The organism is Methylobacterium sp. AC315, from assembly GCF_979253755.1.
In genome coordinates this window covers 396,090-421,257 of sequence record NZ_CEEDEA010000001.1, presented here as the reverse complement: position 1 = coordinate 421,257, position 25,168 = coordinate 396,090, and the positions used below count along the sequence as shown (strand labels likewise).

Here is a 25,168-nt window from a genome sequence, read left to right as displayed (position 1 = left end):
CCACACCGATGAAGGGATTCTGAACGGCTCTCGCCAGGGCGGGAACCCTGTGCTACCACGCCCCGCAGCCGTACAGGGGGTTGACGGTTCAGCGGGTTTTCAGTCCAAGGCCCCCCGGCGGGGCCCTCCCAGTTCACCTCGAAACACGCGCGATCGACACCGGCTCGCCAACAAGCCCGAAGGGGCGCGGCGCGGCCACGGCACCCCGAGAAGACTGACAGACCAAAAGGACGAGGACGGAAGACCGATGAGCGATATCGCTGAGCGCGTGAAGAAGATCGTCGTCGAGCATCTGGGCGTCGAGCCCGAGAAGGTGGTCGAGAGCGCCAACTTCATCGACGACCTCGGTGCCGACAGCCTCGACACCGTCGAGCTGGTCATGGCCTTCGAGGAAGAATTCAACGTCGAGATCCCGGACGACGCCGCTGAGACCATCCAGACGGTCGGCGACGCGGTGAAGTTCCTGGAAAAGAACTCGGCCGCTTAAGGCGCCGGATTCGGTTTCACGCGGCGCGGGTGAGGCGAAGCAGCCCCCGCGCCGTTCTGCGTTTCGCGGTTCGGTGGCACCGATCCGGCCGCGATCGGTTGTTCGAGATGCGCTCCGGCACCGGGCCGGCGTCGATGGCGGCGGGGGAGCGCTTCCCAAGACGGTTCTTGAGACGGGACAGGTAGCATGCGGCGGGTGGTGGTCACGGGTCTGGGGATGGTCACGCCGCTCGGCAGCGGGGTGCAGCACACCTGGAGCCGTCTGATCGCGGGCGACAGCGGCGCCGGCCCGATCCGCGGCTTCGAATCCGCCGACTTGCCCTGCCGGGTCGCCGCGCAGGTCCCGTTCGGCGACGGCACCGACGGCACCTTCAACCCCGACGCGGTGATGGAGCCCAAGGAGCAGCGCAAGGTCGATCCGTTCATCGTCTACGCGATGGCGGCGGCCGACGAGGCCCTGAAGGACGCCAACTGGCTGCCCAAGAGCCACGAGGACCAGTGCGCCACCGGCGTGCTGATCGGCTCCGGCATCGGCGGCATCGGCGGCATCTACGACGCCGCGATCACCCTCCACGAGAAGGGCCCGCGCCGGATCTCGCCGTTCTTCATCCCGGGCCGGATCATCAACCTCGCCTCCGGCCAGGTCTCGATCGCCTACGGGCTCAAGGGCCCGAACAACGCGGTGGTCACGGCCTGCTCGACCGGCGCCCACGCCATCGGCGACGCGAGCCGCCTCGTGGCGCTCGGCGACGCCGACGTGATGGTGGCGGGCGGGGCCGAATCGCCGGTCAACCGCCTGTCGATCGCCGGCTTCTCGGCCTGCCGGGCGCTGACCACCGGCTTCAACGACACCCCGGAGAAGGCCTCCCGCCCCTACGACCGCGACCGGGACGGCTTCCTCATGGGCGAGGGCGCCGGCATCGTCGTGCTCGAGGAGTACGAGCACGCCAAGGCCCGGGGCGCCAAGATCTACGCCGAGGTGGTCGGCTACGGCCTCTCGGGCGACGCCTACCACATCACCTCCCCGTCCCCGGACGGCGACGGCGCCTTCCGCTGCATGACCGCGGCGGTGAAGCGCGCCGGCATCTCGCCCGCCGAGATCGGCTACATCAACGCCCACGGCACCTCGACGCCGATGGGCGACGAGCTGGAGCTGAAGGCCGTGGAGCGCCTCCTGGGCGATGCCGCCGCCCAGGCGACCATGTCCTCCACCAAGAGCTCGGTCGGCCACCTGCTCGGCGCCGCCGGCTCGGTCGAGGCGATCTTTTCGATCCTCGTCCTGCGCGACGGCGTGATCCCGCCGACGCTCAACCTCGACCACCCCTCCGTCCAGACCAAGATCGACCTCGTGCCGTTCGAGGCGAAGCGCAAGCAGGTGGACGTGGTGCTGTCGAACTCGTTTGGGTTTGGCGGGACGAATGCGAGTTTGGTGATGCGGCGGGTCGCCTGACGGCCGAAGCTACTTAGTCTTGCGTGATTAAAAGCAGGGTCGCGGGTCTCAGCTGCGTTTCTGACTGTGCGATCCCAAACCTCAACCTCATTCTGAGGTGCTGCGCAGCAGCCTTGAAGGAGGCCTCCAGGGATTGCGTTGCTGGCTGGAGGCCTCCTTCGAGGCCTCTGCTTCGCTTCGGCGCCTCAGGATGAGGCTGCGGGTGGGAAAGACTAGGGACACCGGCTCTCGGGAGACCGATAGTCTTCAGCTTGGTCTTCGGAAACGGTGCTTGCGCAATCCCGGCACGCGCCTATCATGCCGCCATGACACTGGAATTCGCCTACCAGTTTCGGCAGGACGCATCGCGGTCGGGTCTGCGGGATCTCGACCGGGTCGCGCTGACGGCCGCTGCAACGAGCGACGATGGCGATGTGCTGGCACCGGGCACGGAGGGAACCATCGTCGGCGTTTATCGCGACGGTGAGGCCTACGTGGTCGAGTTTCCGACACCCGTCGGCGCGCTGGCGACGGTCCGGCCCGGGGACATCAGACTCGTCGAGCGCGCCCCGGTGTGACCGCCGACGTCGAAGCGATCGTCTGGACCGTCGAATGGCCCAAGATCGTCAGCTACCTGCTCAACCCTCTGCATACCGATGGCGCCTCCAAAGCCAAGTATCTGCTGGCCTTCGGCTATGCCGCGGAGGAGCCCGAACGGCTCGCCGGTGATCTGGTGAAACATGCGGTCGATCATTGGCCGGGGCGCGCCGTGGTGCTTCCCCTCGGCTTGCCGCGCCGCGTGTTCGAAGGCCTTCTGGAAGCACCGGATGGACGTGTCATGTCGCTCCGCAGCGTTTGAGAAATCACCAGCGCTACGCAGTGGCGGTTCCTCACCGCTTACCCTTGGAAATCCTGACGGGCGATCCGGTCTCGGCTGGAGAAAAACGTCGGCGACGCGGCAAATATTTTTGATGATCTTACCAACCTCCCCCTCATCCTGCGGTGCCGAAGAGTAGGCCTCGAAAAAGCTCTCCAGAGGTCACAGCGATCCCTGGCGGGCTCTTTCCAGGCTGCTACGCAGCACCGCAGGATGAGTAGAGAGATTGATAAATCCGCCTGTGGCAGTCGGTGATCGCTTGAGCTCTTATGCTTCAAAAGATGGAAGCTTCGGGTTGCTTACGACCCACCAAGTCATTCCGGCTTTCACGCGGGTGACTGCAACTCTCACCACCCCCGCCGCTCCTCCGCTCCCGGCACCCGCCCCTGCGGGGTGAGCGCGTGCACCACCTCCGGCAGCGCCTGGGCGAGCTGCGAGAGCAGCGTCTCGCGGTCCATCCCGGTTTGGCTCTGGAGGGTGTCGAGGGTGTCGGGGCCGAGTGCCTGGGCGAGTTGGGCCGGGGCCACCGGGCGGTTACCGCCGTGGCCGATCCAGGATTCGATCACGTCGCCCAAACCGCCCTGGCGGAAGCGGTCGACCAAGCCGTCGAGGCCGCCGAGATCACCCTGTCCGTCATCCTGTCCGAAACCGCCGCGCGGGGCCGGGTCGGCGCCGGTCCGGGCCGGGCCGGACTCGCCCGGCCCGTCGAGCATGCCGGACAGGTCGGAAAAATCGCCGGGCGGCAGGGACGGGTCGGTGGGGCCGGCCTCCCGGCGCTGGCCGGACTGGTCCCAGCCGCCGATGTCGCCCGGGTCGCCGCGTCCGCCGGCATCGGCCGGGTGCTGGCCCGGATCGCGCCCGTAGGGGCCGGCGCCGCCGGACCGGTCGGCCTCGGGCCCCGGCTCACCCTGATGGCCGCGCCCGAAGATGTCGCCGAAGCCGCCGCTGGCGCCCTTGGCGAGCAGCAGCATCAGCAGGGCCTTCACCAGGGGCGACATTCCCCCGGCCCCCTGCTTCTGGCCGCCGAACACCTGACCGAGCACGCCGCCGATCGCCGATTCGAGCAAACCCATAAGCGTCCCTCCGGGGCGGGCTCCGCCCGGGCTGACAACGGCGTCGGAGGGGTGGGGGTTGCAGGCCGGAGTGGATGTTGCGCGTTCATTCCCTCCCCCACAGAGGGGGAGGGAGCGCGCGCGTCGTCGGCGGGGCGAACCTTCTTTGGAACGCCGCCCCCGTGGATCCTTAGCGGGCCAGCGAGGCCTGGGCGGTGCTGGCGTTCGTCGGCTCGACCAGCGGGACCGTGGCGGCCGAGAGCGCCAGGGCGGCCAGGAACAGGCCGGTGGCGGCGGCGCCGGCCCGGGGGCGCGGCAGGCGGAGGGCGTAGCGTCGGGCGGAGCGCGTCAGGTTCGGCATCGGATCGCCTCTTCTGGGTGTAGGCCCCATGGGCCATGCATGCTGACGCAACGTCGGCGGGGGGTGGACCGGTTCCCGTGCCGTTCGACGCCGCGGTGTCAGGGCCGCGCGGCCAGGCGGCGGCCCAGGGCGCCGAGCGCGCAGCCGGCGAGGTAGGGCGGCAGCATCAGGGCGGCGCCCTCCAGCCACAGGCCGAGCAGCCCCGGCACGATCCCGGCGAGCGCGATTCCCGCCAGCAGCACGGCCAGCCCGCACAGGGCGAGCGGCACCCCCGGCCGGGCCGGCCAGCCCGCGAGCGCCCCGACCAGCAGGCCGAGCGCGGACGCCCCGGCGAGTCCGGGCCAGAAGCCGGCGATCAGCAGCGTCACGGCCGTCCGGCCCTCCCGGCGGCGCTGCGGCAGGGCTGCCCGCCCCGCTCCCGCATCCTGAGAGGCCGTGAGGCCTTCGATCGATCGCCCGTCGGTCTCCCGGGCGCCGAACGCGATCGCGCCTCGGGATGCCGCGCCGGTCCCCTCTTCCGCACCGGAGAGCAGGCCTGTCGCGGTCCGTCGTCGACCACGGCCCCGAACCTGCGGGAGCCATCCCAACTCGGCTCGCGCGGCGGGATAGCCCTTCCGAGCAACGCCGCCGCGGCATCGTCTGCCGCGAGCGATGAATCGAACGCCTCACAGCCTCCCACGAGCCGCCTCGCCGCGGTCGCGTCGCAGGAGGCCCCCGGATGCCGCGGCGATCCCCGGCGCCCTCCTTCGAAGCCGCTGCGCGGCATCTCAGAAGGACTGGGCGGGTTGGGATATGGGTCGGTCACGAACGTCATGCGGCGGCGATCATAGGCGCAAACCGGCGCGGGCGCGCGGTCCTTCCCTCACGGCAGCAGCGCCAGGGTGACGGGGCCGGCCGGCGCGTCCGGCCCGGCGCCGACCTGGTCCGGCCGCACGCCGGCCTGGAGTAGATACTCGATCACGGCCTGGGCACGCAGGCGCGTCAGGTCGAGGGGCGGGTCGTCCGTGGCCTCCTTGGGGGGCGAAGGCTTCGCGGACTTCTGGGACGACGCGGGCCTGGAGGCGGCAGACTTGCTCTCCGAACTCTTGCCCTCCGAACTCTTGCCCTCCGAACTCTTGCCATCCGCCTTCTTGCCATCCGCTTTCTTGGCGGCTTCGGGTTTCTTCGGGGCCGCGTGCGTCTCGGCCTGCGCCTTCGGGGCGGGCTTCGCGGGCTCCTTCGGCGCATCCTTGACCGCGCCGGTCGCCGCCGGCTGGGAGGCCATCGGGGTCGGCGGGACCTCGACCGCGGCCCCCTCCCCGGCCACTGCCCCAGCCCCTTGGGCCGGCTTCGCCTTGGCCGGGTCGGCCGGGGCCGAGACCGCGATGCGCAGGGTCGGGCAGGCCTTGGCCAGGGCCGCAAGGGTGTCGAGCACCGGGTAGAAGGCCGGCCCGAGGGTCGCACTGCCGGTTGGGAAGCGCAGGGACGTCCCGGCGATCGCGGCGCCCGCCTCCGCCCGGCAGGCGGCCGGGTCGCGGGTCTCGGCGGGCTGGCGGGCCGTGACGGCGGCCCGCCCGGTCCAGCCGGGGGGCAGCACCTCGGCCAGGCGCTCCGGCGTCCGGGACGCGGCTTCGCGGTAGAGGCTTTCGCCGGTGAGCGTCAGAGCCCGGTCCGAGACCGCCACCTCCCCGGCCGCGAGGTTGGCCACCAGGGGGGCGGCCGCCGCCAGCGCGGCGCCGAGGTCCGGCGGGGCGCCGTCGGCCAGGCGCGTCCGGTCGATCACCGGCTCGCGGAACAGGCGCGGGCGCAGGGCGGCCAGCACCCGCTCCCGGGTGGCGTCGTCGGGCAGGTGGCCGGTGAGCGTGACCGCCTCCGGGGTCCGGCGGATCGCAACCCGGTAGGGCGAGAGCGGCCGTGCCGCCAGCGTTACCGGGCCGGGCTTCACGCCGGCGGGCCGGGCCTCGCGCATCAGCGCGGCGGCGTCGGGAATCGCCTGGGCGTCGATGGCGTCGCCGGTGACCGAGACGGAATCGTCCGCGAAGGTGACGGTGCCGGACTGGATCAGCTCGGCCAGCCGGAACGCGAAGCCGATCAGGGTTTTGGGGTCGATCGCCGGGTCGAGCCCCCGGGCGGTGAGCAGCCGGTCCTGCACGCTGCCCCCCGGGACCGCTTCGGCGGCCGCCCGCAGGGCCGCCTCCCGGTCCGCCGCGGAGGGCGCGAACCCGTCGAGCACGATCCCCCGGGCCGACTTCGCCACCGAGAACCGGAACTGCGCCACCGCGGGCGGCACGATCTCGATCCGCCCGACGCTGAACCCGGCCGGCGGGTTCGCCAGGGCGGTCCGCAGCGCCTCGTAGGCCGGCACGTCCAGGGCCTCGCCGGACAGGCTGAGCACCGTGTCGCTGAGCGCCGCCCGGCCGCCCTTGGCGAGCCCGGACAGCCGCGCTGCCAAAAACGCCGCCGCGCTGGCGAAATCGGGCGGCGCGCCCCGGGCCGCCCGGGCGGTGTCGTCGAGGGCGATGCCGGGCGCCAGCGCCCCGGTGATCCGCGCCTCCAGGGCCTGCCGTCCGATCTCCGCCGGGCGGCTGCCCTCCAGCGCCACCCGGGCCGAGCCGGTGCGGATCGCCGCCCACAGGAACGGCGCGGCGGTCTCCACCAGGCCGATCTCCGAGACGATTCGCCGGGGGCCGTCCAGGGCGGCGAGCTTGGCCAGCACCGTCTCGCGCTCGCCGACATCCGGAGCCTCGCCCTCCGCCGCCAGGTCGCGTCCGCGCGCCTCCAGCCGCAGCCAGGGCTCGCCGGCGGCCGTGGCGGTACCGGACGCGACCCGCGCGCCGGCCGCGTCGAGGGCGTCGGCGATCTGCGGGGTGGCGAACAGCGTCGCGCCGGCCCAGATCAGCGCGAGCGCGGGCAGGCCGGCGAGCCAGCCGGCGCGGCGCAAGCCTTGAGCGAACTCTTCTGGCAACGGCACAATCGTTGGTTAAAGCGGATCCGGGCCGCGAGACCATACCGGCAATCCGGCAGGATGAAGGCCTTTTCTTCAACGGACCAGGCTGGAATTCCTCGAAGGCCGGCAGACCAGCCGCAGGGACGGATCGCAGCCTGCGCACGGCTTTCGCGTGCGCCCGCCTCAAAAAAGCACGGCGCTTGCATCATCCCGGCCATCACCACGAGACTACGCCACGGAGTGTGTCGCTTGGCCCGGACCGTCTGCCCGCACGATTGCCCCTCGGCCTGCAGCCTGGACGTGCAGGTGGCGGACGGCCGCGTCGTCTCGGTGAAGGGGGGCGACAACCCCTACACGGCCGGGGTGATCTGCGCGAAGGTCAGCCGCTACGGCGAGCGGGTCCACCACCCGGACCGGATTCTCGGGCCGCTGGAACACGTCGGCGAGAAGGGCAGCGGCCAGTGGCGGCCGATCACCTGGGACGCGGCCCTCGACCGGCTGGCCGCGGCCTTCCGCGAGACGGCCGAGCGCTACGGTCCGGAGGCGGTCTGGCCGTACAATTCCGGCGGCACGATGGGCCTGGTCCAGCGCGACAGCATCCACCGGTTGACCCACGTGATGGGCTATTCCCGGCGCAAGCGCACCATCTGCACCGCCATCGCCATCGCCGGCTGGAGCGCCGGGATCGGCCGCATCGCGGGTCCGGACCCGAGGGAGATGGCGCTCTCCGACCTGATCGTGGTCTGGGGCGGCAACCCCGTGAGCACCCAGGTCAACGCGATGAGCCACATCAGCCGGGCCCGCAAGACGCGCGGCGCCAAGCTGGTGGTGATCGATCCCTATCGCACCGGCACCGCCGCGGCGGCCGACCTCCACCTCGCCCCCCGGCCCGGCACCGACGGGGCGCTGGCCTGCGCGGTGCTCCACGTGCTGTTCCGCGACGGTCACGCCGACCGGGCCTACCTCGCGGCCCATGCCGAGGACACGGCGGCGCTCGAGGCGCATCTCGCCACGCGCGACCCGGCCTGGGCGGCCGCGATCACCGGCCTCACGGTCGCGGAGATCGAGGCGTTCGCGGCGCTCTACGGGTCGACGCCGCGCAGCTACATCCGCTGCGGCTTCGGCTTCACCCGGACGCATAACGGCGCGGTCAACCTGCACGCGGTGACCTGCCTGCCCACCGTGACCGGCGCCTGGCAGCACGAGGGCGGCGGCGCCCTCTGGCAGAACGCCGCGATCTTCAACTGGGACAAGACCCTGACCGAGGGCCTCGACGCCAAGGCCCCGGGGGTGCGCGAACTCGACATGAGCCGGATCGGCGCGATCCTGGCCGACGATCCCGACGCCCTGCAGGGCGGGCCGCCGGTGCGCGCGATGCTGATCCAGTCGGCGAACCCGGCCGCCTCGGCTCCCGACAGCAACCGGGTGCGCGCCGGGCTGCTGCGGCCGGACGTGTTCGTGGCCGTGCACGAGCAGTTCATGACCGAGACGGCGGCACTCGCCGACCTCGTCCTGCCGGCCACCACCTTCCTGGAGCACGACGACATCTACGGGGCCGGCGGGCACAGCCACATCCAGTCCGGGCCGGCCCTCCTGCCGCCGCCGGGGGAATGCCGCTCCAACCACGACCTGATCGCCGCCCTCGCCGGCCGGCTCGGGGCCGGGCATGCGGGCTTCGACCTGAACGCCCGGGATCTGGCCGACGCGACCCTGGCCCGCTCGGGCTGGGGCGGCCTCGGCCGGCTGGAGCGGGAGCGCTGGATCGACGCGCAGCCGGGCTTTGCCGAGAGCCATTTCCTCACCGGCTTCGGCCACCCGGACGGGCGGTTCCGGTTCGGGCCGGACTGGTCGGCGCTCGGGCCGCGCGCCGCCGGCATGCCGGCCCTGCCCGACCATTGGGCGGTGTCGGAGCCGGCCGACGCCGAGCGTCCGTTCCGGATGGTGGCGCCCCCGGCCCGCCAGTTCCTCAACACGACCTTCTCGAACAGCCCGGAATCGATCCGGCGCGAGGGCCGCCCGACCTGCCTGCTCCATCCGGAGGACGGCGCCCGCCTCGGGATCGCCACCGGGGACGCGGTGGAGATCGGCAACACCCGCGGCCAGGTCCGGCTGCACGCGCGCCTCGCGGAGGGGCAGCCGCCCGGGATCGTGGTGGTCGAGAGCCTGTGGCCGGCGGCCTCGTTCTCGGGCGGGCGCGGCATCAACGCGCTGATCGGCGACACGCCGGCCGCCCCCAACGACGGCGCCACGTTCCACGACACCGCGGTGTGGGTGCGGGCGGCCTGACGCGACGGCCCGACCCGGCCCTTCAATCAGCAGCGGGAACCGAGACGGCGGAACCCACCCGAATCGGTTGTGTTGGCCCAGGACACACCGTCTCGTGGAATCCGACAGCCATGCGGGTCATCCTCGCCGCCGCCCTGCTGGTCCCGTTCGCCGCTCCGGCCTGGGCCCAGAACCTGTCCGCCACCGCGACGGTCCCCGCGGCGGCCTCCCTGGAGCCGCTGACGGCGACCGCCAACCCGGGACAGCTCAGCCTCGGCGGCGGCTCCACCTCCGGCCCGTTCCCGACCCTCTCGGCCCAGGGCGGCGGCCTCGTGAATGCCGGGCAGCTGAGCTTCGGCGGCGGCGGTTCCGGGGGCGGCAGCATCGCGCCGCCGACAGGCGCCACCAGCGCCGGTACGGCCCGGCTGGGCCTCTCGGGATCCGGATCGACCGGCGGCGCCGGCGTCACCGGAACGCCGTCGAGTTCGAGCGGAACCGGGAGCACGATCGGCGCGACCGGCACGCGCAACGGCTTCAACACGTCGACGCGTTCGGCGATCGGGTCGATCTCGGGCAACGCGCTCTCGAACTTCGGGACGGGGGGCTTCGGCGGCGGCTCGGCCATCGGCACGAGCCTGAACACCAATGCGACCTCGGCCTCGGCGGTGGCCTCCGGGGCGGGCGGATTCGGGACCGGGGCCGGGATCGGCGCCAGCTCGACGGGGCTGACCGCCGTCGACCCGGCCGTGACCGCGGCGTCCGCCACAGCCACCGCCACCGGGGGCGGCGCGTTCGGCGGCGCCGGCATCGCGGGCGCTGCGAACGCGGCGCCGGTCCAGGGCCTCGCCGGGGCCGACACCGTGGCCCGTGGCGGCGGCGGAGCGGTCGGCGGCGCCGGCATCGCGGCCGGGACCGGCCAGACCGACACCGCCTGCAACGGACCGCTCGCGGTGGCCTGCTTCGGCGCCGCGAACGCGTTCTGAGGCCGTCGCGAGGACTGGCGGAACCCGCGCGAAAGGGCTGCCGTTGCTTCAGGTCCGGCACCTCGGCCGGGATGGGAGGCGACGATGCGAGACGTCAGGAGAGCCGTTATGCTGGGCCGCGTTTCATGTGCGGCCGTTCTCGCCATGGGCCTGTCGAGCGCAGCATTGGCCCGCGATGCCGCGTCCGCGACTCAGGGTGCCAAGGGCCGGACCGGCGCCCTCCACGGCATCGGGTTCAACGCCCCGCGGTTCGGTTCCGATCTCCGTACCTCTAAAGACCAGCCCTATACGTGGCCGGTGAGCGACCGATATCATCCGGTCTCCAAGCCGTTCTACGGCCGGGCTTATTGAGATTCACCCGGCCGGCGCGCCCCGGCGTGCCGGTCACCGTCCTGCGGGGAGAAGCGGAGAGAGCGACATGCCGGTGCGGTCTCGGCTGATCCTGGTCGTCCTGGTCTGCGCCCCCGTCTCCGCGCTGGCGGGCGAGTTCGCGCCGACGGCGCCCGCGCAGGGGATGATGATGCCCCCGCCGGATCCCGGCATGGCAAACAGCGCGCCGAGCCAGGCGCCCCCGGCCGATGCGGGCGCCCCGGCACCGGCGCAACCCGCGACCCCCGACCCGGCCGCCGGCCGCAGACGGTTTCAGGTGCTCGGCAGCGGCTTTCCTGCGACGGATGGAAAGTTGCCGAACCAGCGGACCGGTCCCCGCCGGGCCCATGTGGTGCACGACATCTGCATCGGGTGCTGAGCGGATCCCCTCACCCTCCACCGTCTGACACCGGGCATCACTGCAGGGCGCTCGATCGGGTGTTGGCCCGGATCCAGCCCGGTGAGAGCACGTCGCCCTCCTCGGTGATGATCCAGGGCTGCGCGTCCTCCAAGGCGATCGCCTCGGCCGCCGCCGCAAGCGCCTCACGCAGGGTCGCGTAGGGGCGCCCTTCGGCGGACCGCCCACGCGAGCGGTTCGGCCACACGGTCAACTCGGCACGCTTGTCGAGGTCTGCGGGCGTCATGGGCGCGCTCCGGATGACGTCAGAATTGAACTCTGTCTAACCGGCTCATGTGACGTGAGCCTGGCGTTCGTGTTGTCGGTTCGTGTCGCGAACGCTGCGAGGCCTGCTCACCGCCGCGATCCGTGCGACGTGGCGCCCGGGCCGGCCCCTCACGATCCGGAGCATCCGGCTCCGAACCGACGCCTCGTCAGGAGATGTCGCGCGCCGCCGACCTCCTACAAGGGGGAGGCGCCGAGGTTCCGGAGAACTTTTTTCTACGCTGCCGGGCGGCGCTTCACGTTTCGTCTGCCCAGTCCAACCGTCGTGGTGCCGGCGCGGGCGCGCGAGCACGTGTTCGAGGGTGAGCGATCACGGCCGCCGAACGGCGGAGGGCGGCAGCGCTGCCCGAAGGAACCGCAGGCTTCCCTCGCCGGGACCTGCGTGGTGAAATAAACTTTCGCGCGAGATCAATTTATCTTTTCCAGTTCATGGACGGCAATTTAGTTCAATTGTCTCGAATGCATGGCGCGATCTGCCCCGGAACACGGGCATCGCTTAGGCGATCGCGCGAAAACTGCATAACCGTTCCGGCGATGCGTTATGTTGCAATGCGAAATGAGCATACCGCATCGCACAAATCCGTGGTCTCATGCACTCAGCGATTGCATCCCGCGATCGAACCGGAGTCGCACCATGCGCACGATCCTCATCCTCGCGTCGGCGGCGCTCACCTCTGCCGCCATCTTCACCGCCCCGGCCTTCGCGCAGGACGACCTCCACCTGACGCCGCCGCTGTATCGCGACCAGGCCCGCGCGACCACGCAGGCGCGCTCGGCTCACGATCTGACCACCACCCCCCAGCCCGTGTCGGCCACGCATGCCGGCCGCATCCCGGTGGCCGCCGTCGTCCGGCCGATGGACCAGGCCTCGGCCGAATCGGCTCGCTGAACTCGTCGCGCCGCGTTGAGCCGGACCGGGATCCGGTTCGGCGTATCGGCTATCGGACGAGGTGCAGGTCCTGCGCAGCGAGACTCGGTGAGACGCCGCGCTCGATCAGGCGGCGGGTCCGGGCGCGCTGCTCCGGTCCTGTGTTCAGCACAGCGCTCGTGGCGTGGTAACTCTCCAGCCACAGGTCGAGCCACGCAGAGTGCATCGCAACCGCGAGAAGGGCCGCGTTCTCGGCCTGGCGGATGCCGAGCCGGATGGCTTCGTCCGTCAAGCGTCCAACTTCGCCGTACATCATCGGCAACTCCACGTCCCGGATAGAGCGCGCGCCGCCGAAGGAGAGACCCGTTCAGCGTGAGCGAGCGCGTGGCATCGAGGACTGAGAGCCGCTCCCGATCGCAATGTGATCGGAAACGGCTCCCGCAGACGGCGTCAGGACATGTCTCGTCCGAACGCGACCGGAGGCGACGGCCCCGAAGGGCCGGGTCTTCCGGTGCCTGCGCTCAGTGCGACGCCTGGTCAGCGGCGTTCTGCGTCTCCTGGCCCATCTGCTGGGCCGCATCCTGACCTTGCTTGACCGCCTTGCGGGTCTCGTCGACACCCTGCTGCATCGCAGCCTTGGCGCGCTCGGCCCCCTGTTGCATCGCACCCTGCGTGAGGCCGCCGAGTTCCTTAGCCTGGGACTGCATCGCGGCGAACCGCTCGCGCACGTATTCGGCCTGGAGTTGCATCGCTTCCGGGAAGGACTTGGCGGCTGCGAGCTTCTGCGCGAGGTCGAACGCCGCACGGACGTTCTGTTCGGCATAGTCCAGGCTGCGGGCGTAGATGTCCGAAGCATTGGTCCGGGTCAGGTCCGTCGAGCCCTGAAGGGTATCGGTGGCGCGGCGTGCCGAACCGATGAACGTTCCGAACGCCTTGCGGGCCTGCTCGACACTGGTTTCGGCCAGATCGCGCATCTGCGGCGGGACCTCGAAGCTGGGAATGTTAGCCATGACTGGTCTCCTTCGGCCGCACGTCTGGCCGCGGCCATGGCTGTTGTGCACTGCACAAGCGATAAGGTCCAGGGATGGGCGCGTGACGGGACCCCCGATTCTGTCAGATCTCCGTCTCGCGCCGGACGACCGCGTCCTCGCCACCGCCCTTCTGCGACAGCCCGACCTCGGGCGCGTCGTCGCTGGTCGGCAGGGGCTTGTTGGAGGCGCCCGGCTCGGCCTCCGCGGGGCCGGTCTCCACCTCCGGGTCGACCGGAGGCAACGTCCGATCCGGTACGCTCGTGGGCTCTCGCGAATCAGTCATGCGTGGCCTCCCTGGTCCGGGGAAACGTCGCGACCGCCTTGCGGGTCCCGGGGCGCCCGCGTCGGTGGGCAGTATCGCGTGCGCCGCGCTATATGCGGGCGGGGATTTGAGGAGAGCGTCGTGTTCACCGTCAAGGGGATCGATCCGTCCGGCCGCGTCATGACCTTCGCGTGCGGGACCGACGAGCAGGCCATGGAGAAGACCTGGGAACTCGTCCGGCGCGGGTTCCGGGAGATCGTGGTCGCCGATCCCAAGGGTAAAGAGATGTCGGCGGCCGCGTTCGAGCGGTCCCTGGATATCGACTGGGGCGAGTGAGCCGCCCCGGCGCGCGACGTTCGTTTCGCGGCGCCGTGGGCCGGGTGCCGGCACCCGCCCGCGTGGATGCGCCTCGCGCGCATCGTCCTTGTCCGAAAGCCGGCGGCCGCCTTCCGGAACGCGGCTTCAGCGGTTGCCGAGTGCCGGACCGCCCGCGGTGCCGCCGGTGCCGGGCGGGCCGCTCGTCGGCGTGCCGCCGATATTCACCCTCGGTGTCGTGCCCGGGACGGAGGAGTTGCTGGGATTGGCCGTCGCGCCCGTGGTGATCGGGGCGCCGGGTCCGCTGCCCACCGTGCCGGCTCCGACGCCGCCTGTGGTGGGCGGTGCGGTGACCCCTGTATTGCCGGCCCCCCCGGTGGTCACCTGCGCGGCGGCCGGTCCGGCCAGCAGGAGGGTCAGGGCGCCCGAGAGCGCCAACGTCGTACGGGTCATGGGTTCGTCCGTTCCTTGCGGTCGGACGCCAACGGGCGCGGGGCGCCGAAGTTCGACCCGATCCGCCGCCAGCCGGTTCAGTGCAGCTCGTAGCAGTTGGTGATCACGCGCGGATTGCGGGTCACGTCGTACAGGATCGAGCACTGAACCAGGTACCGCGTGTCCTTCCTCCGAAACAGGATCAGGGACGATCGGTTGTCGAAGGTGCCGGTGTAGCCGGCGATCTCCCAGCCGTCGGCGCTGAGCCGTTCGACGGTGAGCGGCTCGGCGGCGTCGGCCGCCAGGACCGACGCCAGCGAGGCGGCCAGGCCCAGGCACACCCGCATCGGCCGGGGCGCCCGCACGATACCGGCGGTCTTCACAGGCCCGACACGTCGTCGATGTCCGGCGCCGGCTCTCGTCCCGGTGGCGCGGGATCGTCCTCCGGAGCCGGAGGCAATCGCGGCGGCGGCATGTCGCCGGTATTGGGCGGCATCGGCAGGCCCTGGGGCAGCTCGGGTTCAGGCGCCTCGTCGGCGCTGGGTGATCTCGGATCGGGCATGGCGGGTCCCCCGGGGGCGGTGCCGCGTCCCGCGATCGGCGGGCCCGGCACGGACAGAACGGTTGTCCTGCGCGAAGGTGCCCGCCGAATGGCCAAGGCAACCGTTTTGGCCTCTCACGGTTCTGTCTCGGCGTGGTCGGTCCCGGCGGCGCGAGCGAGAGTGACCCCGTGCCCCGTTGCCTTGTCCCGATCCTGACCGCGACCCTGATCGTCGGCGTCCTGACACCAGCCCTCGCGGGTACGAAGAAGATCAAGATACCGAATCGCTACGACGGCGCCTGGACCATCGTGGCGACGACCTCCGAAGGGCCCTGCGCGGCCTCGACGAGCTATCAGGTCCAGATCAAGGACAGCGACGCCTCGATCCCGGGGGACGACGTCGATATCGACGGCGGCGTCTCGTCGAGCGGTCGCGTCGCGGCCACGATCACCAGCGGCTCGAACACGGTGCCGATCGACGGCAGCCTCGACACGCAGGGCGCCGGCAGCGGCACGTGGAGGTCGACCGGCGGGATCGTCACCTGCAGCGGCCGCTGGAACGCGCGGCGCTCCGGCTGACGGGCGCGCCGGCCGGGGGAATCTCCGGTCGGAGGGATCTCAGGCCGGCCGGCGACGGAGGCTCGGCCGGTCGGGTTCCGGCTCGTTCGTCGTCGCGCCGATCTCCTCCGCCTTGCGCCACACGGAGCGGCAGACGAGGATCTCGGCGCTGGCGTCGATGTTGAGAACGAAGTGCTCCGGCACGATCTCGGCGTTCGGAAGGGCGACGCGGACGCCGCCCAGCGAGCGATCGTAGACGATGCAAGGCAGGCTGCGGTGCTCGTCGATGGAGATGCTGCCGGTCTCGTTCAGCACCGTGCGCGGGGCGCTCCGTCGATCAAGCATTGCCGTCTCGTGAACTGCGAAGCGCGCAGGATCGGCGCGTCGGGTTCAGAACCGGTTCCGGAAATGCATCGGACTGTCCGCGTCCGCCCTCAAAGGAGGGTGCGAGGCCTCACTATCCGGTGACCACCCCGACCAGCGTCGCCAGGAACCCGAGGGCGACGGCGCCGATCCCACTCATGAACATCACGTCCCAGCCCGCGAAGTCCTTCGACCGGGGCGCGCGGGTGAAGGCGAACGCGGTGACCGCGACGCCGCACACGATGAGGGCGACGGCGATGGTGATCGGTGTGGACATGGCGTGTTCCTCCGACGCCGGCTTGCTGGCCCTTTGGGCTCTTGTCAGGACGATTGCAGCCGGCGTGATCTGCTTTCAGGACGTCCGTCCTCGAAACATGACAGACGTTCCAAGTGGGAACAAGGCCATAATCTGTTCTGCACTGCAGAACGACGGTGGAGCGCGCCGCGTTATTTGGCACCCGCGGCGGTTATTCCAGGCGAAAAACCTGGAAGGTCCCTCTGCTTACGGTGGTGGGCCGAGCCCCTCAATCCACGAAGACCCGAACGCCGTCCGTGTTGAGGATGTCCCGCTGGTCGGCGCACCATTGGTCCGCTCCGACCTCCGCGATGGTCTTGGCGACGCGTTGGCCTTCCTCCGCGATGGCGGCCTGAGCCCTTCGACGGCCGAGGGCGGCGTCGAGGGCCCTTCGCACCGTCCGGGACAGACCCTCGGACACCGTGTCGTCCACGGTGTAGATCTTGCGGCAATACAGGACGATGCCGGCCTGGGCGCCGATGATCCGCACCAGCCCCTCGATCGTCTCGGTGCGCTTGTCGTCCTCGGCCATCGCGGGTGCGGACGGCAGGGTCGACGCGGCCAGCGCGGCGGCGAGCAGAACGCGTCTCATCGGTGTGGGGATCCTCTGTGGGCTGGGGAACGACGCAGCGCGCGCGGCGCCGACCCCGCGACACAGAGAGATAGGGCTGCCGCTTCCGGATGCCCCCCGGGCCCGAGACTCGGCGAAGCGGCATCGGATCGCGGCACGCAGGCCCGGTTCGTCCTGGGCCCTGCGCGATGGGGCTCGCGAGCGGACCTGTCCGTCCCCGGCGGGTCGGCCTCCGGCAGGACCGGTTGGACCTTACGCCCCTGAAGCACCGATCGCGTGCGAACCGAAGACTCTCCGGCCAGCGACTCTCCGGCCGGCGACTTTCCGGCCAACGACGTGCGGGCCGAGTATTTCCAAGCCGAGTATTTCCGGGCCGATTATTTCCTAGCCGACATCATGTCGTGGGTCAGCACGGTCAGCTTGCCGATCAGGCTGGAGATGTCGGCGCCCTTGCACGACCAGTGCGTGCCGATCGCCTCGCCATCCGTCGAGACCGAGACGACCGCCACCGAGCGCAGCCGCCCCTCGCGGGCGAGGGCGAGCTGCTCCTGCAGCACCGCGATCACCGAAGCGGTGTCCTCGTCGGCCACGGTCGGCGCGATATGCGTCGGGAAGGCCACCACGGAGTTCGTCTGCTCACGCTTCATCATGCTTCGACCCAGCACCTGTTCTTCACAGGTACCGGCGTGGGCATCAGCTTTGTGCAGAGTGTGGCAGCTTGTCCGTGTCGGGCCACGTCGCAGACATGTGTGGCTGCGGGGCAACGATTACGGGCCGGACCGAATGACGTGACGGCCCGGACTTGTCGAAGGCGGCACGCTGGCGACGGATGAGGGATCCGGAGGGCGCGCACCGGTCGTGCAGGGCCGGGACGACCTCGGCGGCATCCGCCGCCGGAGGCGTCGAGGTCGATGTCGCTCAGGCCGCCTTGCGACCCTTGCGCTCGCGGTCGGCCATGGCACCGGGCTGACCCAGGCCGATCGCCTTGGCGAGGGCGGAGCGCTGCTCGGCGTAGCTCGGGGCGACCATCGGGTAGTCGGTGGGGAGGCCGTAGCGCTCCCGGTAACTCTGCGGGCTGAGACCGTTGGCGGTCAGGTGCCGCTTGAGCGTCTTGTAGGTCTTGCCGTCGATGAAGCTGACGATCCCGTCATGCTGGACCGACTTGCGGATCTGGCCCGCGCTCGGCTTGTCGACGGCCACGGGCGCCTCGGCACCGGCTGCGGCGGCGCTCGTCCCGGAGGCGAGACCTGCGATCGCGCCGTGCACCCGGGCGATCAGGGCCGGCAGCTCGCTGGCCGGAACGGGATTGTTCGATACGTAGGCGGCGACGACGTCGCCCGCCAAGCCGATAAGGTCAGGCGTGTGCACAATCGCTTCTTCTGTCACTTCATGGTTCCCGATGTACCCCTCACACGCGATTTGCTACTTCTCCCACCCGAATGCAAGTTACAAAATCATTCTTCTGGATGCGTAACGGACATGATCGCTGTGCATGCTCGCGCCCCCGGGTAGGGAATTCTGACACAACCGTCAGGTGAACTATCCTGGCGGTCTGCAGATTTAAAAAATCATTGCCCCAGTGTTTCCGGCCCGCGCCCAATCGTTTGCCGCGTCTGAGATTATACGGATTCCTGGTCCGGCCCGTGATTCGAACCGTTTGGTCGAAGACCCGATGATGCGTCCGCCGGCCCGAGCGTAGCATCACATGCTTTGTCAGCGCAGGCGTGGAATATTCTTCTTCAACAGAGTGATCGTTGGATCAGGGGAAGTTGTCAGGCCTCCGCAGCATCTCGGCGTTGGCCTGCCGGCGTTGGTTGCGACACGGTGTGTGTGTGCAGGACTGTGTGCCCGACGTTGCGACCACGGCTGGACCTGCACGGTGGGGGCGCCGAGGGGATCGGGCGTCATGGTTAAGGCACAGCCGCGATCCCCCGGTGGCGTCCGGCGCCAGCCCTCCCCGGCTCCGCACCTTGCATGATTGGGGTGCCCCGATATTCTCAACTTCAAGGCGATTAGTCTTTGAAAGGCGGTCGTCGCCGCGGTGACGCGCGGGCTCGGGCGTGGCATTGGCCAACCATGCTCCTGCTCGTTCTCCTCCTCGCCCTTCTGGTCGTCCTGGCCGTCATGATCATCACGCGGCGCTGGACCGGCCGGCTGGCCTCGCTGGCGACCCTGATCGCCGGGGCGATCATGGCGCTGTGGCTGGCTCAGGTCGGGTTGCTGCCGGGCTCCACCGGCCCGCTCACGCCGGACCGGCCCCGCATTCCGGGGCTCGACCGGTAACGCGCCGGTAACCGTCCCGGCGCGAGCATGGGGCATGCCCACGCTGTCCGCCCCGCGCCTGCTCACCTTCCTGGTCTCGGCCGTGCTCATCGGCCTTGCCGTCGCCAGCCTCTACACCCGCATCCCGATGGTCGGGCGGACGGTCGTGGCGCACCGGCAATGGTTCTTCATCGGGGCCTACCTGCTGCTGGCGCTCGGCGTCACGACCCGCAGCCTCTGACCGGGGACGGCCGGACGCGTCGCCGCCCCCGGCGAGCCGGCGGCCATCTTTCGCGGGGACGCCCTATCGCAACCGCGCCGCGTGCTTCAAAGGAAGCGGATGGCGATGAAGACGACATTCGTGGTGCAGCCGTTCGAGCTGCATCGGAAGCGACTGAGGCCGGCCCGGCAGGAGCCCGCCCAGAGCGAGTTCGGCGCGCTCAAGAAGGCCGAGGCACTGGCCGCCCGGATGCCGGGCGCGGCGGCGCTGAAGGTGGTCGCCGACGACGAGACCGGCGAGCTCGAGGGCGTGACCATCCTCGGCCAGTTCGGTGAGGTGCCGGAAGACTTCGCCGAGAGCCTGCAGGGCGGTTGACGCATCTCACCGAGGCCTGGACCGCGGCAGGTATACGCCGGGGGCGAAATGCATCTTTCGCCCACTGGACACTACGTAGAAACAACGTAGCACGATGCTGGCGCGCGATCGCGTCTCCAGAGCCAATATCCGTGCCCCGATACTTCATCGATCTCCACGATGGTGCGAACCTGGTTCGTGACCAGAAGGGCTTCGACCTGCCCGATCTCGCCGCCGCGCAGGCGCAGGCGGTGCGCATGATGACCCGGATCGCGCAGGGGCTCTCGGACCCGCGGGTGCGGCAGGATTACGTGATCGCCGTCCGGGACGAGCAGGGCGCCGTCCGCCTGCGGCTGCGCCTGTCCTACGATGTCGAGCCGGACTGAACACCCGGGCCGCCGGTCGCGCGTGCTGCGACGAAAGCGGGCGTGGCGCGTTGGTGTCGCGCCGGTTCGGAGGAGCGGGGAGAACGCATGAGACGCTCGAGGATCGCGACCCGGACGGGTCTGGCGGCGCTTGCGCTGCTGGCCTGCTCGACGGCGCTTCCGGCCATGGCCCAGACGCCGCCGCCGCCGCAGGCGGGCTCGGCCCCGGCGACGCCGGACAACGCCATCCTGCTCACGGTCTTCCTGCGGCACGACCAGTCGCGTCCGCTCTCCGAGCTGAACGCGCAGCTGGCCAAGCAGGGCTTCTACAAGGCCTTCCCGCCGCCGGGTGTCGAGGTCGTGTCCTGGAACGTCGTCATGGGCATCGGGCAGATCATTGTCCTGCGGCTGCCCGCGACCCGGCTCCGCGAAATCAACCGCGTCCTCGAGGATACCGCCTGGGGCGCATACCGCACCGAGTTCTACCCCACCTACGATTACAAGGCCGTCGGCCTCGCCGAGCACGACAAGGCCCGGTGAGCGGGGCCGCCGGCCGTCACGGGGCCACCGGACCGACCGGCGCGAGGCCGAGGCGCAGCGTGGCGTCCCACAGGCAGGGTTGGCCCAGCCGTTTGGCCTGGTACATCGGCGCGTCGGCCTGCGCGACGAGGATCCGCGCCTGGGTGGCGTGGACCGGTGCGCAGGCGATGCCGATGGCGGCCCCGATCAGGACCGGCCGATCGGCCCCGACATCGTAGGGTTCAGTGAGCCGTCGGTGGATGCGGTGGGCCAAGTCCAGCACGGTCGCGAGCGGGGTGTCGTCCAGCAGCAGGGCGAACTCGTCGCCGCCCAGGCGGGACGCGGTATCCCGATCGTCGAGACCCTCCCGGAGCCGTTCGGCCACCTGCCGCAGCAGCGCGTCGCCCGCGGCGTGGCCGTAGACGTCGTTGACCGGCTTGAAGCCGTCGAGGTCGATGCACAGCAGGGCGCAGCCGCCCGGCTCGGCCGCCGCCCGGTCGAGGCGGGTCTCGAAGAGGGAGCGGTTGGGCAGGCCGGTGAGCGGGTCGTGATCGGCCCTGTGGCGCAGCAGCGCCTCCATACGCCGGCGCTCGGTCACGTCCTCGTAGAGGGCGATCCAGCCGCCATCCGGCTGCGGCTGAAGCGTGAGGGCGACCTGGCGCCCGTCCGAGAGCATCTGCAGTACGGTCTCGGGATCGCGCCGGGCCAGGATCCGGCGCCGCTCCGCCCAGATCCTGGCCGGGTCCTGATCGGCCTTGAGGCCCCGCGCCGTGTTGAGCGCGATGAGGGTCCGGGCATGCATGCCGGGCCGCGCCTGCCCGGCCGTCTGTCCGAAGATCCGCCGGTAGCCGGCATTGGCGAAGACCAGGCAGTCGCCGACATCGAACAGGCAGAAGCCGAGCGGCAGGCTGTCCAGGGCCCGGACGATCCGGGCCCCGAGCCGCCGGTCGCGACGGAACCCGTAGCCCCCGGAGGCGGCGATCGGCGCCCGCTCATGGCGTTCAAGCCGCGCCGAAACCCTGCCCGCCCGCGCCTTCATGGCGACCCCCTTCAAGCACCCGGCGGGATCCTGGCTCCTGCTCGATGGCCGGAGGATCCGCCGAAGACTGCTACCGGGGCGACTTAGAATGGGATTCCTTTCGCCTACCTTGACGAAACGGCGTTCGCACTGAAACTCCGCGACACAGGCTGCAATACCTCTGGAAGTCGCGTGAATCGACGCGTGTGGGCGATCAGGGTCGATGACTTAGGGTTGCCCGGCTCGACCGGGCAAGCCTGCGCAGGCCCCAACTGATCCCTGCGGGTGCCCGCCGCGGGGATCGGCTGATTCTTCTCTCTGCGCCGATTCATCTTGGCGGGCCGACGGTCCATCCGCCCCCAAACATCACGGCGTCGCGTGGACGCCGTGATGCCCGTCGAGGACGGTGTCGCTGGTCGGGACCGTGTCGGCCACGGCTTGCGCCCGGCGCAGGTCCGGGGCGGTCGCTTCCGCCACGAAGGCCGCCACCGCCTCCGTAAGGGGCAGCGAGCGGGTCTGCTGGCTGCCGAGCCGCCGGATCGAGACCGTGCGCTCCTCGGACTCGCGTTTTCCGAGCGCGAGCAGGACCGGCACCTTGGCGAGCGAGTGCTCCCGGACCTTGTAGTTGATCTTCTCGTTGCGCAGATCCGCCTCGACCCGCAGCCCTGCCCGCTCCAGGGCCCGCACGACATCGCGCGCGTAGGCATCGGCCTCGCCCGTGATCGTCGCCACCACCACCTGGACCGGGGACAACCAGAGCGGGAAATGCCCGGCGAAGTGCTCGATCAGGATGCCGGTGAACCGCTCCATCGAGCCGCAGATCGCCCGGTGCACCATCACGGGCGGCTTCCGGGTGCCGTCGGCGTCGATGTAGAAGGCACCGAATCGCTCGGGCAGGTTGAAGTCGACCTGCGTGGTGCCGCATTGCCAGTCGCGCCCGATGGCGTCGCGGAGCACGTACTCGAATTTCGGCCCGTAGAACGCGCCCTCCCCCGGGTTGACCTCCGTGCGGATCCGGCCGGCCGACTGCGCCTCGATCTGCGCGAGCACCCGGGTCATCACGTCCTCGGCGTGATCCCAGAGCGCGTCCGAGCCGACGCGCTTCTCGGGCCGGGTCGAGAGCTTCACGACGATCTGGTCGAAGCCGAAATCCGCGTAGGTCGAGAGGATCAGGTCGTTGATCTTCAGGCACTCGTCGGCGAGCTGGTCCTCGGTGCAGAACACGTGGGCGTCGTCCTGCGTGAAGCCGCGCACGCGCATCAGCCCGTGCATGGCCCCCGAGGGCTCGTAGCGGTGCACCACGCCGAACTCGGCCAGCCGCAGGGGCAGGTCGCGGTAGGATTTCAGGCCGTGCTTGAAGATCTGCACGTGGCCCGGGCAGTTCATCGGCTTGAGGGCGAACCAGCGCTTGTCCTCGGCCTCGTCGCCCGCCGACTGCGCGGCGAACATGTTTTCCCGGTACCAGCCCCAGTGGCCGGAGGTCTCCCACAGGGCCTTGTCGAGGATCTGCGGGGCGTTCACCTCGGCATAGTCGCCGCGCAGCCGGCGGCGCATATAGGCGATCAGCTCCTGGAAGATCGTCCAGCCCTTGGCGTGCCAAAAGACGACGCCCGGCCCTTCCTCCTGGAAGTGGAACAGGTCCATCTCCCGGCCGAGGCGGCGGTGGTCGCGGCGCTCGGCCTCCTCGAGACGGTGCAGGTAGTCGTCGAGGTCGGCTTGGGCCGCCCAGGCGGTCCCGTAGATGCGCGTCAGCATCGGGTTGTTCGAATCGCCCCGCCAGTAGGCGCCCGCGACCTTCATCAGCTTGAAGGCGGCGCCGACCTTGGCCGTCGAGGTCATGTGCGGGCCGCGGCACAGGTCGAACCAATCGCCCTGCCGGTAGATCTTCAGATCCTCGCCGGGCGGGATCGCGTCGACCAGCTCGACCTTGAATTTCTCCTGCTTGCCCTCGAACAGCGCGCGCACGTCCTCGCGTTTCCAGACCTCCTTCGTGAAGGGGGCATCGCGCGCAATGATCTCGCGCATCTTCGCCTCGATCTTCGGAAAATCCTCGGGCGTGAACGGGGTCTCGCGGTAGAAATCGTAGTAGAATCCGTTCTCGATCACCGGGCCGATCGTGACCTGCGTCTCCGGCCACAGGCTCTGGACGGCCTCGGCCAGCACGTGCGCGCAATCGTGGCGGATCAGCTCAAGGCTGCGCGGGTCGGTCCGGTCGAGGAACTCGATGCGGGCGTCCCGGGCGATCGGATCGTCGAGGTCGGCGACCGTGCCGTCGAGCGCCATGGCGACGGTCCGCTTGGCCAGCGACTTGGCGATGCCCTCGACCACGCTGCGGCCGGTGGTGCCGGCGGCGACCTCCCGCGTGTTGCCGTCGGGGAAGGTGAGAATCGGCATGGTTCAGGCTCTCCAGGCTCAGTCCTGCATACGCGGCAGGTAAGCGTCGTCATGTCGGCGTGTTCGGGGAGCGGCCGTGTAGACGTTTTTTTATTCCTTGGCGAGGGATCGGCCCAGGGCGTGTGCTGCCCGATCACCGTTGTTTTACGCCGGTGGCCGGATCCGCCGGCCGCCGGTGCTTGCGGGCCTTTGTCCGTCGCCACGTTCGTCGTGCCGCGTCCGCACGCGTGTCCTGGTCCTCATGCGCCCGCGGAGCCGGGGGCATGGCCCAGGACGCTCCAGCCACACGGGACGCGGGGACCCAGGCGCCGGCCGAGATCTGCGCGGGTCCGTCCTCCCGCACGAGCGCGCGCTGCCTCCGACCTGCCTAGGCCGGAGCCGCGAGGGTGCACTTCGCGTAAGGCGATGCGTGACGTCGCCGCTTCTCGGCGAACAGGGAGGTCCGGAGCTTCGGGGCCGCTGCCCGCACGCTCGAAATGTTCGCTGGAACGCGCTCTGCCGCCGAACCGGTACCCGCGTCGGAGGCGCGCCCCCTACAGCCCCGTCAGCGGGAATATGGCCAGGGCGGCGAGGAAGGCGACGCCGGCCACCAGCGTCGTCCAAATCGCCTTCTCGCGCAGACGCGGACGGGCCGGGGCGCCCAGATCCTGGCCCGGCACCACGTGCCCGGGCCGGGTCTCGGGTTGGTTGCGCAGCGGCAGGACCGCGAAGAGCAGCGTCCACCACACGACGAAGTAGAGCGCGATCGCCCCGCCGATCGTGAGCCGAAACTGGCTCACGGCCACGGTCACGAAGGCGGCCACCAGCACGGCGACGGCGGCCAGGGTCGCCGGCGTCGAGCGGGTCAGGGCGGTCAGGATCCGGTTCACACCTGCTCCAGCTCGACGAGCGTGCCGAGGAAGTCCTTGGGGTGCAGGAACAGGACCGGCTTGCCATGAGCGCCGATCCGCGGTTCGCCGGTGCCGAGCACCCGGGCGCCCTGGGCCTTCAGCCGGTCGCGGGCGGCCAGGATGTCCTCGACCTCGTAGCAGACGTGGTGGACGCCGCCGCCCGGGTTACGGGCCACGAAGGCCTCGATCGGGGACCCTTCGCCCAAGGGCGCCATCAGCTCGATCTTGCTGTTGGGAAGCTCGACGAACACCACCGTGACCCCGTGCTCGGGCTGCGGCAGGGGCGGCGTGATCGTCGCGCCCAGGGTGTCGCGGTACACGGCGCAGGCCGCCTCGAGATCCTGCACGGCGATGGCCACGTGATTGAGCCGACCGATCATTTTTGGTTCCTCCCGTTGACGCCCCGATCGGCTGGTCCCGCGTCTCCCTCATGCCGACCTCATCCTGAGGTGCTGCGCAGCAACCTCGAAGGAGACCTCC

36 protein-coding genes are annotated in these 25,168 nt (G+C 70.5%); 16 read left to right on the top strand and 20 right to left on the bottom strand.

The genetic code is table 11. The features are described from left to right. Window positions 1–247: 247 nt before the first annotated feature. From AC0IY0_RS01975 to AC0IY0_RS01960, 4 genes are all read left to right on the top strand, one after another. Window positions 248–487, top strand: coding sequence for an acyl carrier protein (locus AC0IY0_RS01975; RefSeq protein ID WP_007559070.1), 240 nt, complete (start codon window positions 248–250; stop codon window positions 485–487). Window positions 488–673: 186 nt separating this feature from the next. Continuing rightward, on the top strand, window positions 674–1,936 hold the full coding sequence (gene fabF, locus AC0IY0_RS01970; RefSeq protein ID WP_471762928.1) for a beta-ketoacyl-ACP synthase II: 1,263 nt from the start codon (window positions 674–676) through the stop codon (window positions 1,934–1,936). A gap of 305 nt (window positions 1,937–2,241) precedes the next feature. Next, a complete protein-coding gene (locus AC0IY0_RS01965; RefSeq protein WP_419830166.1) occupies window positions 2,242–2,493 on the top strand; it encodes a DUF4926 domain-containing protein in 252 nt (83 codons plus the stop codon). Further along, on the top strand, window positions 2,490–2,774 hold the full coding sequence (locus AC0IY0_RS01960; RefSeq protein ID WP_419830167.1) for a DUF6883 domain-containing protein: 285 nt from the start codon (window positions 2,490–2,492) through the stop codon (window positions 2,772–2,774). Before AC0IY0_RS01965 ends, AC0IY0_RS01960 begins: the two co-directional genes overlap by 4 nt. A gap of 365 nt (window positions 2,775–3,139) precedes the next feature. Here the strand turns inward: AC0IY0_RS01960 and AC0IY0_RS01955 are convergent, their stop codons facing one another. The 4 genes from AC0IY0_RS01955 to AC0IY0_RS01940 all read right to left on the bottom strand — a co-directional run bounded on the left by AC0IY0_RS01955 (window position 3,140) and on the right by AC0IY0_RS01940 (window position 7,155). Beyond that, window positions 3,140–3,865 (bottom strand): YidB family protein, encoded by a 726-nt coding sequence (locus AC0IY0_RS01955; RefSeq protein ID WP_419830168.1) that lies wholly within the window; start codon window positions 3,863–3,865, stop codon window positions 3,140–3,142. 169 nt (window positions 3,866–4,034) lie between these two features. Next, window positions 4,035–4,205 carry a hypothetical protein gene (locus AC0IY0_RS01950; RefSeq protein ID WP_187193645.1) on the bottom strand — a complete coding sequence of 57 codons (171 nt, stop codon included), beginning with the start codon at window positions 4,203–4,205 and terminating at the stop codon, window positions 4,035–4,037. Window positions 4,206–4,303: 98 nt separating this feature from the next. Next, complete coding sequence (locus AC0IY0_RS01945) at window positions 4,304–4,573, bottom strand: hypothetical protein (protein WP_147910680.1); 270 nt, start codon at window positions 4,571–4,573, stop codon at window positions 4,304–4,306. Window positions 4,574–5,067: 494 nt separating this feature from the next. Continuing rightward, window positions 5,068–7,155: a hypothetical protein gene (locus tag AC0IY0_RS01940; RefSeq protein ID WP_471762927.1), complete on the bottom strand. Its 2,088-nt coding sequence runs from the start codon at window positions 7,153–7,155 to the stop codon at window positions 5,068–5,070. Between the two features lie 225 nt (window positions 7,156–7,380). Here AC0IY0_RS01940 and AC0IY0_RS01935 point away from each other — a divergent pair, with 225 nt between their 5' ends. The 4 genes from AC0IY0_RS01935 to AC0IY0_RS01920 all read left to right on the top strand — a co-directional run bounded on the left by AC0IY0_RS01935 (window position 7,381) and on the right by AC0IY0_RS01920 (window position 11,127). Beyond that, window positions 7,381–9,417 carry a molybdopterin-containing oxidoreductase family protein gene (locus AC0IY0_RS01935; protein WP_471762926.1) on the top strand — a complete coding sequence of 679 codons (2,037 nt, stop codon included), beginning with the start codon at window positions 7,381–7,383 and terminating at the stop codon, window positions 9,415–9,417. A gap of 110 nt (window positions 9,418–9,527) precedes the next feature. Next, a complete protein-coding gene (locus AC0IY0_RS01930) occupies window positions 9,528–10,379 on the top strand; it encodes a hypothetical protein (RefSeq protein ID WP_419830171.1) in 852 nt (283 codons plus the stop codon). Between the two features lie 108 nt (window positions 10,380–10,487). Beyond that, window positions 10,488–10,730, top strand: coding sequence for a hypothetical protein (locus AC0IY0_RS01925; RefSeq protein WP_419830172.1), 243 nt, complete (start codon window positions 10,488–10,490; stop codon window positions 10,728–10,730). 67 nt (window positions 10,731–10,797) lie between these two features. Continuing rightward, window positions 10,798–11,127, top strand: a complete 330-nt coding sequence (locus AC0IY0_RS01920) for a hypothetical protein (RefSeq protein ID WP_419830173.1) — start codon at window positions 10,798–10,800, stop codon at window positions 11,125–11,127. 37 nt (window positions 11,128–11,164) lie between these two features. Here AC0IY0_RS01920 and AC0IY0_RS01915 read toward each other — a convergent pair whose 3' ends face one another. Continuing rightward, window positions 11,165–11,392 carry a hypothetical protein gene (locus AC0IY0_RS01915; RefSeq protein ID WP_147907041.1) on the bottom strand — a complete coding sequence of 76 codons (228 nt, stop codon included), beginning with the start codon at window positions 11,390–11,392 and terminating at the stop codon, window positions 11,165–11,167. 672 nt (window positions 11,393–12,064) lie between these two features. Between AC0IY0_RS01915 and AC0IY0_RS01910 the strand changes: the two genes are divergently transcribed. Then, window positions 12,065–12,319 carry a hypothetical protein gene (locus AC0IY0_RS01910; RefSeq protein ID WP_147907040.1) on the top strand — a complete coding sequence of 85 codons (255 nt, stop codon included), beginning with the start codon at window positions 12,065–12,067 and terminating at the stop codon, window positions 12,317–12,319. A 49-nt stretch (window positions 12,320–12,368) separates the two neighbouring features. On the opposite strand, the gene AC0IY0_RS01905 is transcribed toward AC0IY0_RS01910, so the two are convergent. From AC0IY0_RS01905 to AC0IY0_RS01895, 3 genes are all read right to left on the bottom strand, one after another. Continuing rightward, window positions 12,369–12,590, bottom strand: coding sequence for a hypothetical protein (locus tag AC0IY0_RS01905; RefSeq protein WP_419830174.1), 222 nt, complete (start codon window positions 12,588–12,590; stop codon window positions 12,369–12,371). Window positions 12,591–12,819: 229 nt separating this feature from the next. Beyond that, on the bottom strand, window positions 12,820–13,308 hold the full coding sequence (locus tag AC0IY0_RS01900; protein ID WP_147907038.1) for a phasin: 489 nt from the start codon (window positions 13,306–13,308) through the stop codon (window positions 12,820–12,822). Window positions 13,309–13,411: 103 nt separating this feature from the next. After that, window positions 13,412–13,612 carry a hypothetical protein gene (locus AC0IY0_RS01895; protein ID WP_147907037.1) on the bottom strand — a complete coding sequence of 67 codons (201 nt, stop codon included), beginning with the start codon at window positions 13,610–13,612 and terminating at the stop codon, window positions 13,412–13,414. A gap of 120 nt (window positions 13,613–13,732) precedes the next feature. On the opposite strand from AC0IY0_RS01895, the gene AC0IY0_RS01890 reads away from it, so the two are divergent. Further along, on the top strand, window positions 13,733–13,927 hold the full coding sequence (locus AC0IY0_RS01890) for a hypothetical protein (protein WP_147857078.1): 195 nt from the start codon (window positions 13,733–13,735) through the stop codon (window positions 13,925–13,927). Window positions 13,928–14,053: 126 nt separating this feature from the next. Here AC0IY0_RS01890 and AC0IY0_RS01885 read toward each other — a convergent pair whose 3' ends face one another. The 3 genes from AC0IY0_RS01885 to AC0IY0_RS01875 all read right to left on the bottom strand — a co-directional run bounded on the left by AC0IY0_RS01885 (window position 14,054) and on the right by AC0IY0_RS01875 (window position 14,900). Then, window positions 14,054–14,359 carry a hypothetical protein gene (locus AC0IY0_RS01885; protein WP_471762924.1) on the bottom strand — a complete coding sequence of 102 codons (306 nt, stop codon included), beginning with the start codon at window positions 14,357–14,359 and terminating at the stop codon, window positions 14,054–14,056. Between the two features lie 77 nt (window positions 14,360–14,436). Then, the gene (locus tag AC0IY0_RS01880) at window positions 14,437–14,721 is read right to left on the bottom strand and encodes a hypothetical protein (protein ID WP_246692640.1); all 285 of its coding nucleotides are present in this window, start codon (window positions 14,719–14,721) and stop codon (window positions 14,437–14,439) included. Continuing rightward, window positions 14,718–14,900 carry a hypothetical protein gene (locus AC0IY0_RS01875; protein WP_471762923.1) on the bottom strand — a complete coding sequence of 61 codons (183 nt, stop codon included), beginning with the start codon at window positions 14,898–14,900 and terminating at the stop codon, window positions 14,718–14,720. Before AC0IY0_RS01875 ends, AC0IY0_RS01880 begins: the two co-directional genes overlap by 4 nt. Window positions 14,901–15,068: 168 nt before the next feature. On the opposite strand from AC0IY0_RS01875, the gene AC0IY0_RS01870 reads away from it, so the two are divergent. Next, the gene (locus AC0IY0_RS01870; protein ID WP_147907034.1) at window positions 15,069–15,458 is read left to right on the top strand and encodes a heme utilization protein; all 390 of its coding nucleotides are present in this window, start codon (window positions 15,069–15,071) and stop codon (window positions 15,456–15,458) included. Between the two features lie 39 nt (window positions 15,459–15,497). Here the strand turns inward: AC0IY0_RS01870 and AC0IY0_RS01865 are convergent, their stop codons facing one another. From AC0IY0_RS01865 to AC0IY0_RS01845, 5 genes are all read right to left on the bottom strand, one after another. Then, entirely contained in the window at window positions 15,498–15,782 is a 285-nt protein-coding gene (locus AC0IY0_RS01865) for a PilZ domain-containing protein (RefSeq protein ID WP_147907033.1), read from the bottom strand. Window positions 15,783–15,894: 112 nt separating this feature from the next. Continuing rightward, window positions 15,895–16,077: a hypothetical protein gene (locus tag AC0IY0_RS01860; RefSeq protein ID WP_147857066.1), complete on the bottom strand. Its 183-nt coding sequence runs from the start codon at window positions 16,075–16,077 to the stop codon at window positions 15,895–15,897. 247 nt (window positions 16,078–16,324) lie between these two features. Continuing rightward, window positions 16,325–16,687: a hypothetical protein gene (locus AC0IY0_RS01855; RefSeq protein ID WP_147907032.1), complete on the bottom strand. Its 363-nt coding sequence runs from the start codon at window positions 16,685–16,687 to the stop codon at window positions 16,325–16,327. A gap of 356 nt (window positions 16,688–17,043) precedes the next feature. Then, window positions 17,044–17,313, bottom strand: coding sequence for a hypothetical protein (locus AC0IY0_RS01850; protein WP_187193712.1), 270 nt, complete (start codon window positions 17,311–17,313; stop codon window positions 17,044–17,046). A gap of 271 nt (window positions 17,314–17,584) precedes the next feature. Next, entirely contained in the window at window positions 17,585–18,034 is a 450-nt protein-coding gene (locus AC0IY0_RS01845; RefSeq protein ID WP_281407051.1) for a Ros/MucR family transcriptional regulator, read from the bottom strand. A gap of 708 nt (window positions 18,035–18,742) precedes the next feature. On the opposite strand from AC0IY0_RS01845, the gene AC0IY0_RS01840 reads away from it, so the two are divergent. From AC0IY0_RS01840 to AC0IY0_RS01820, 5 genes are all read left to right on the top strand, one after another. Further along, complete coding sequence (locus AC0IY0_RS01840) at window positions 18,743–18,949, top strand: hypothetical protein (protein ID WP_147907029.1); 207 nt, start codon at window positions 18,743–18,745, stop codon at window positions 18,947–18,949. Between the two features lie 34 nt (window positions 18,950–18,983). Continuing rightward, on the top strand, window positions 18,984–19,169 hold the full coding sequence (locus AC0IY0_RS01835) for a hypothetical protein (RefSeq protein ID WP_147853858.1): 186 nt from the start codon (window positions 18,984–18,986) through the stop codon (window positions 19,167–19,169). Window positions 19,170–19,268: 99 nt separating this feature from the next. Further along, window positions 19,269–19,523, top strand: coding sequence for a hypothetical protein (locus AC0IY0_RS01830; protein WP_058194295.1), 255 nt, complete (start codon window positions 19,269–19,271; stop codon window positions 19,521–19,523). Window positions 19,524–19,654: 131 nt separating this feature from the next. Beyond that, window positions 19,655–19,888, top strand: coding sequence for a DUF6894 family protein (locus AC0IY0_RS01825; RefSeq protein ID WP_147907028.1), 234 nt, complete (start codon window positions 19,655–19,657; stop codon window positions 19,886–19,888). Window positions 19,889–19,975: 87 nt separating this feature from the next. Continuing rightward, window positions 19,976–20,407 carry a hypothetical protein gene (locus AC0IY0_RS01820; RefSeq protein WP_419830175.1) on the top strand — a complete coding sequence of 144 codons (432 nt, stop codon included), beginning with the start codon at window positions 19,976–19,978 and terminating at the stop codon, window positions 20,405–20,407. A 16-nt stretch (window positions 20,408–20,423) separates the two neighbouring features. On the opposite strand, the gene AC0IY0_RS01815 is transcribed toward AC0IY0_RS01820, so the two are convergent. From AC0IY0_RS01815 to mce, 4 genes are all read right to left on the bottom strand, one after another. After that, window positions 20,424–21,440, bottom strand: a complete 1,017-nt coding sequence (locus tag AC0IY0_RS01815; RefSeq protein WP_471762922.1) for a diguanylate cyclase domain-containing protein — start codon at window positions 21,438–21,440, stop codon at window positions 20,424–20,426. Between the two features lie 330 nt (window positions 21,441–21,770). Next, a complete protein-coding gene (thrS, locus tag AC0IY0_RS01810) occupies window positions 21,771–23,798 on the bottom strand; it encodes a threonine--tRNA ligase (protein ID WP_147938625.1) in 2,028 nt (675 codons plus the stop codon). A 533-nt stretch (window positions 23,799–24,331) separates the two neighbouring features. Beyond that, window positions 24,332–24,658, bottom strand: coding sequence for a DUF1467 family protein (locus tag AC0IY0_RS01805; protein WP_419831063.1), 327 nt, complete (start codon window positions 24,656–24,658; stop codon window positions 24,332–24,334). A 5-nt stretch (window positions 24,659–24,663) separates the two neighbouring features. Next, window positions 24,664–25,068 (bottom strand): methylmalonyl-CoA epimerase, encoded by a 405-nt coding sequence (gene mce / locus AC0IY0_RS01800; RefSeq protein WP_147907024.1) that lies wholly within the window; start codon window positions 25,066–25,068, stop codon window positions 24,664–24,666. Between the last annotated feature and the right edge of the window lie 100 nt (window positions 25,069–25,168).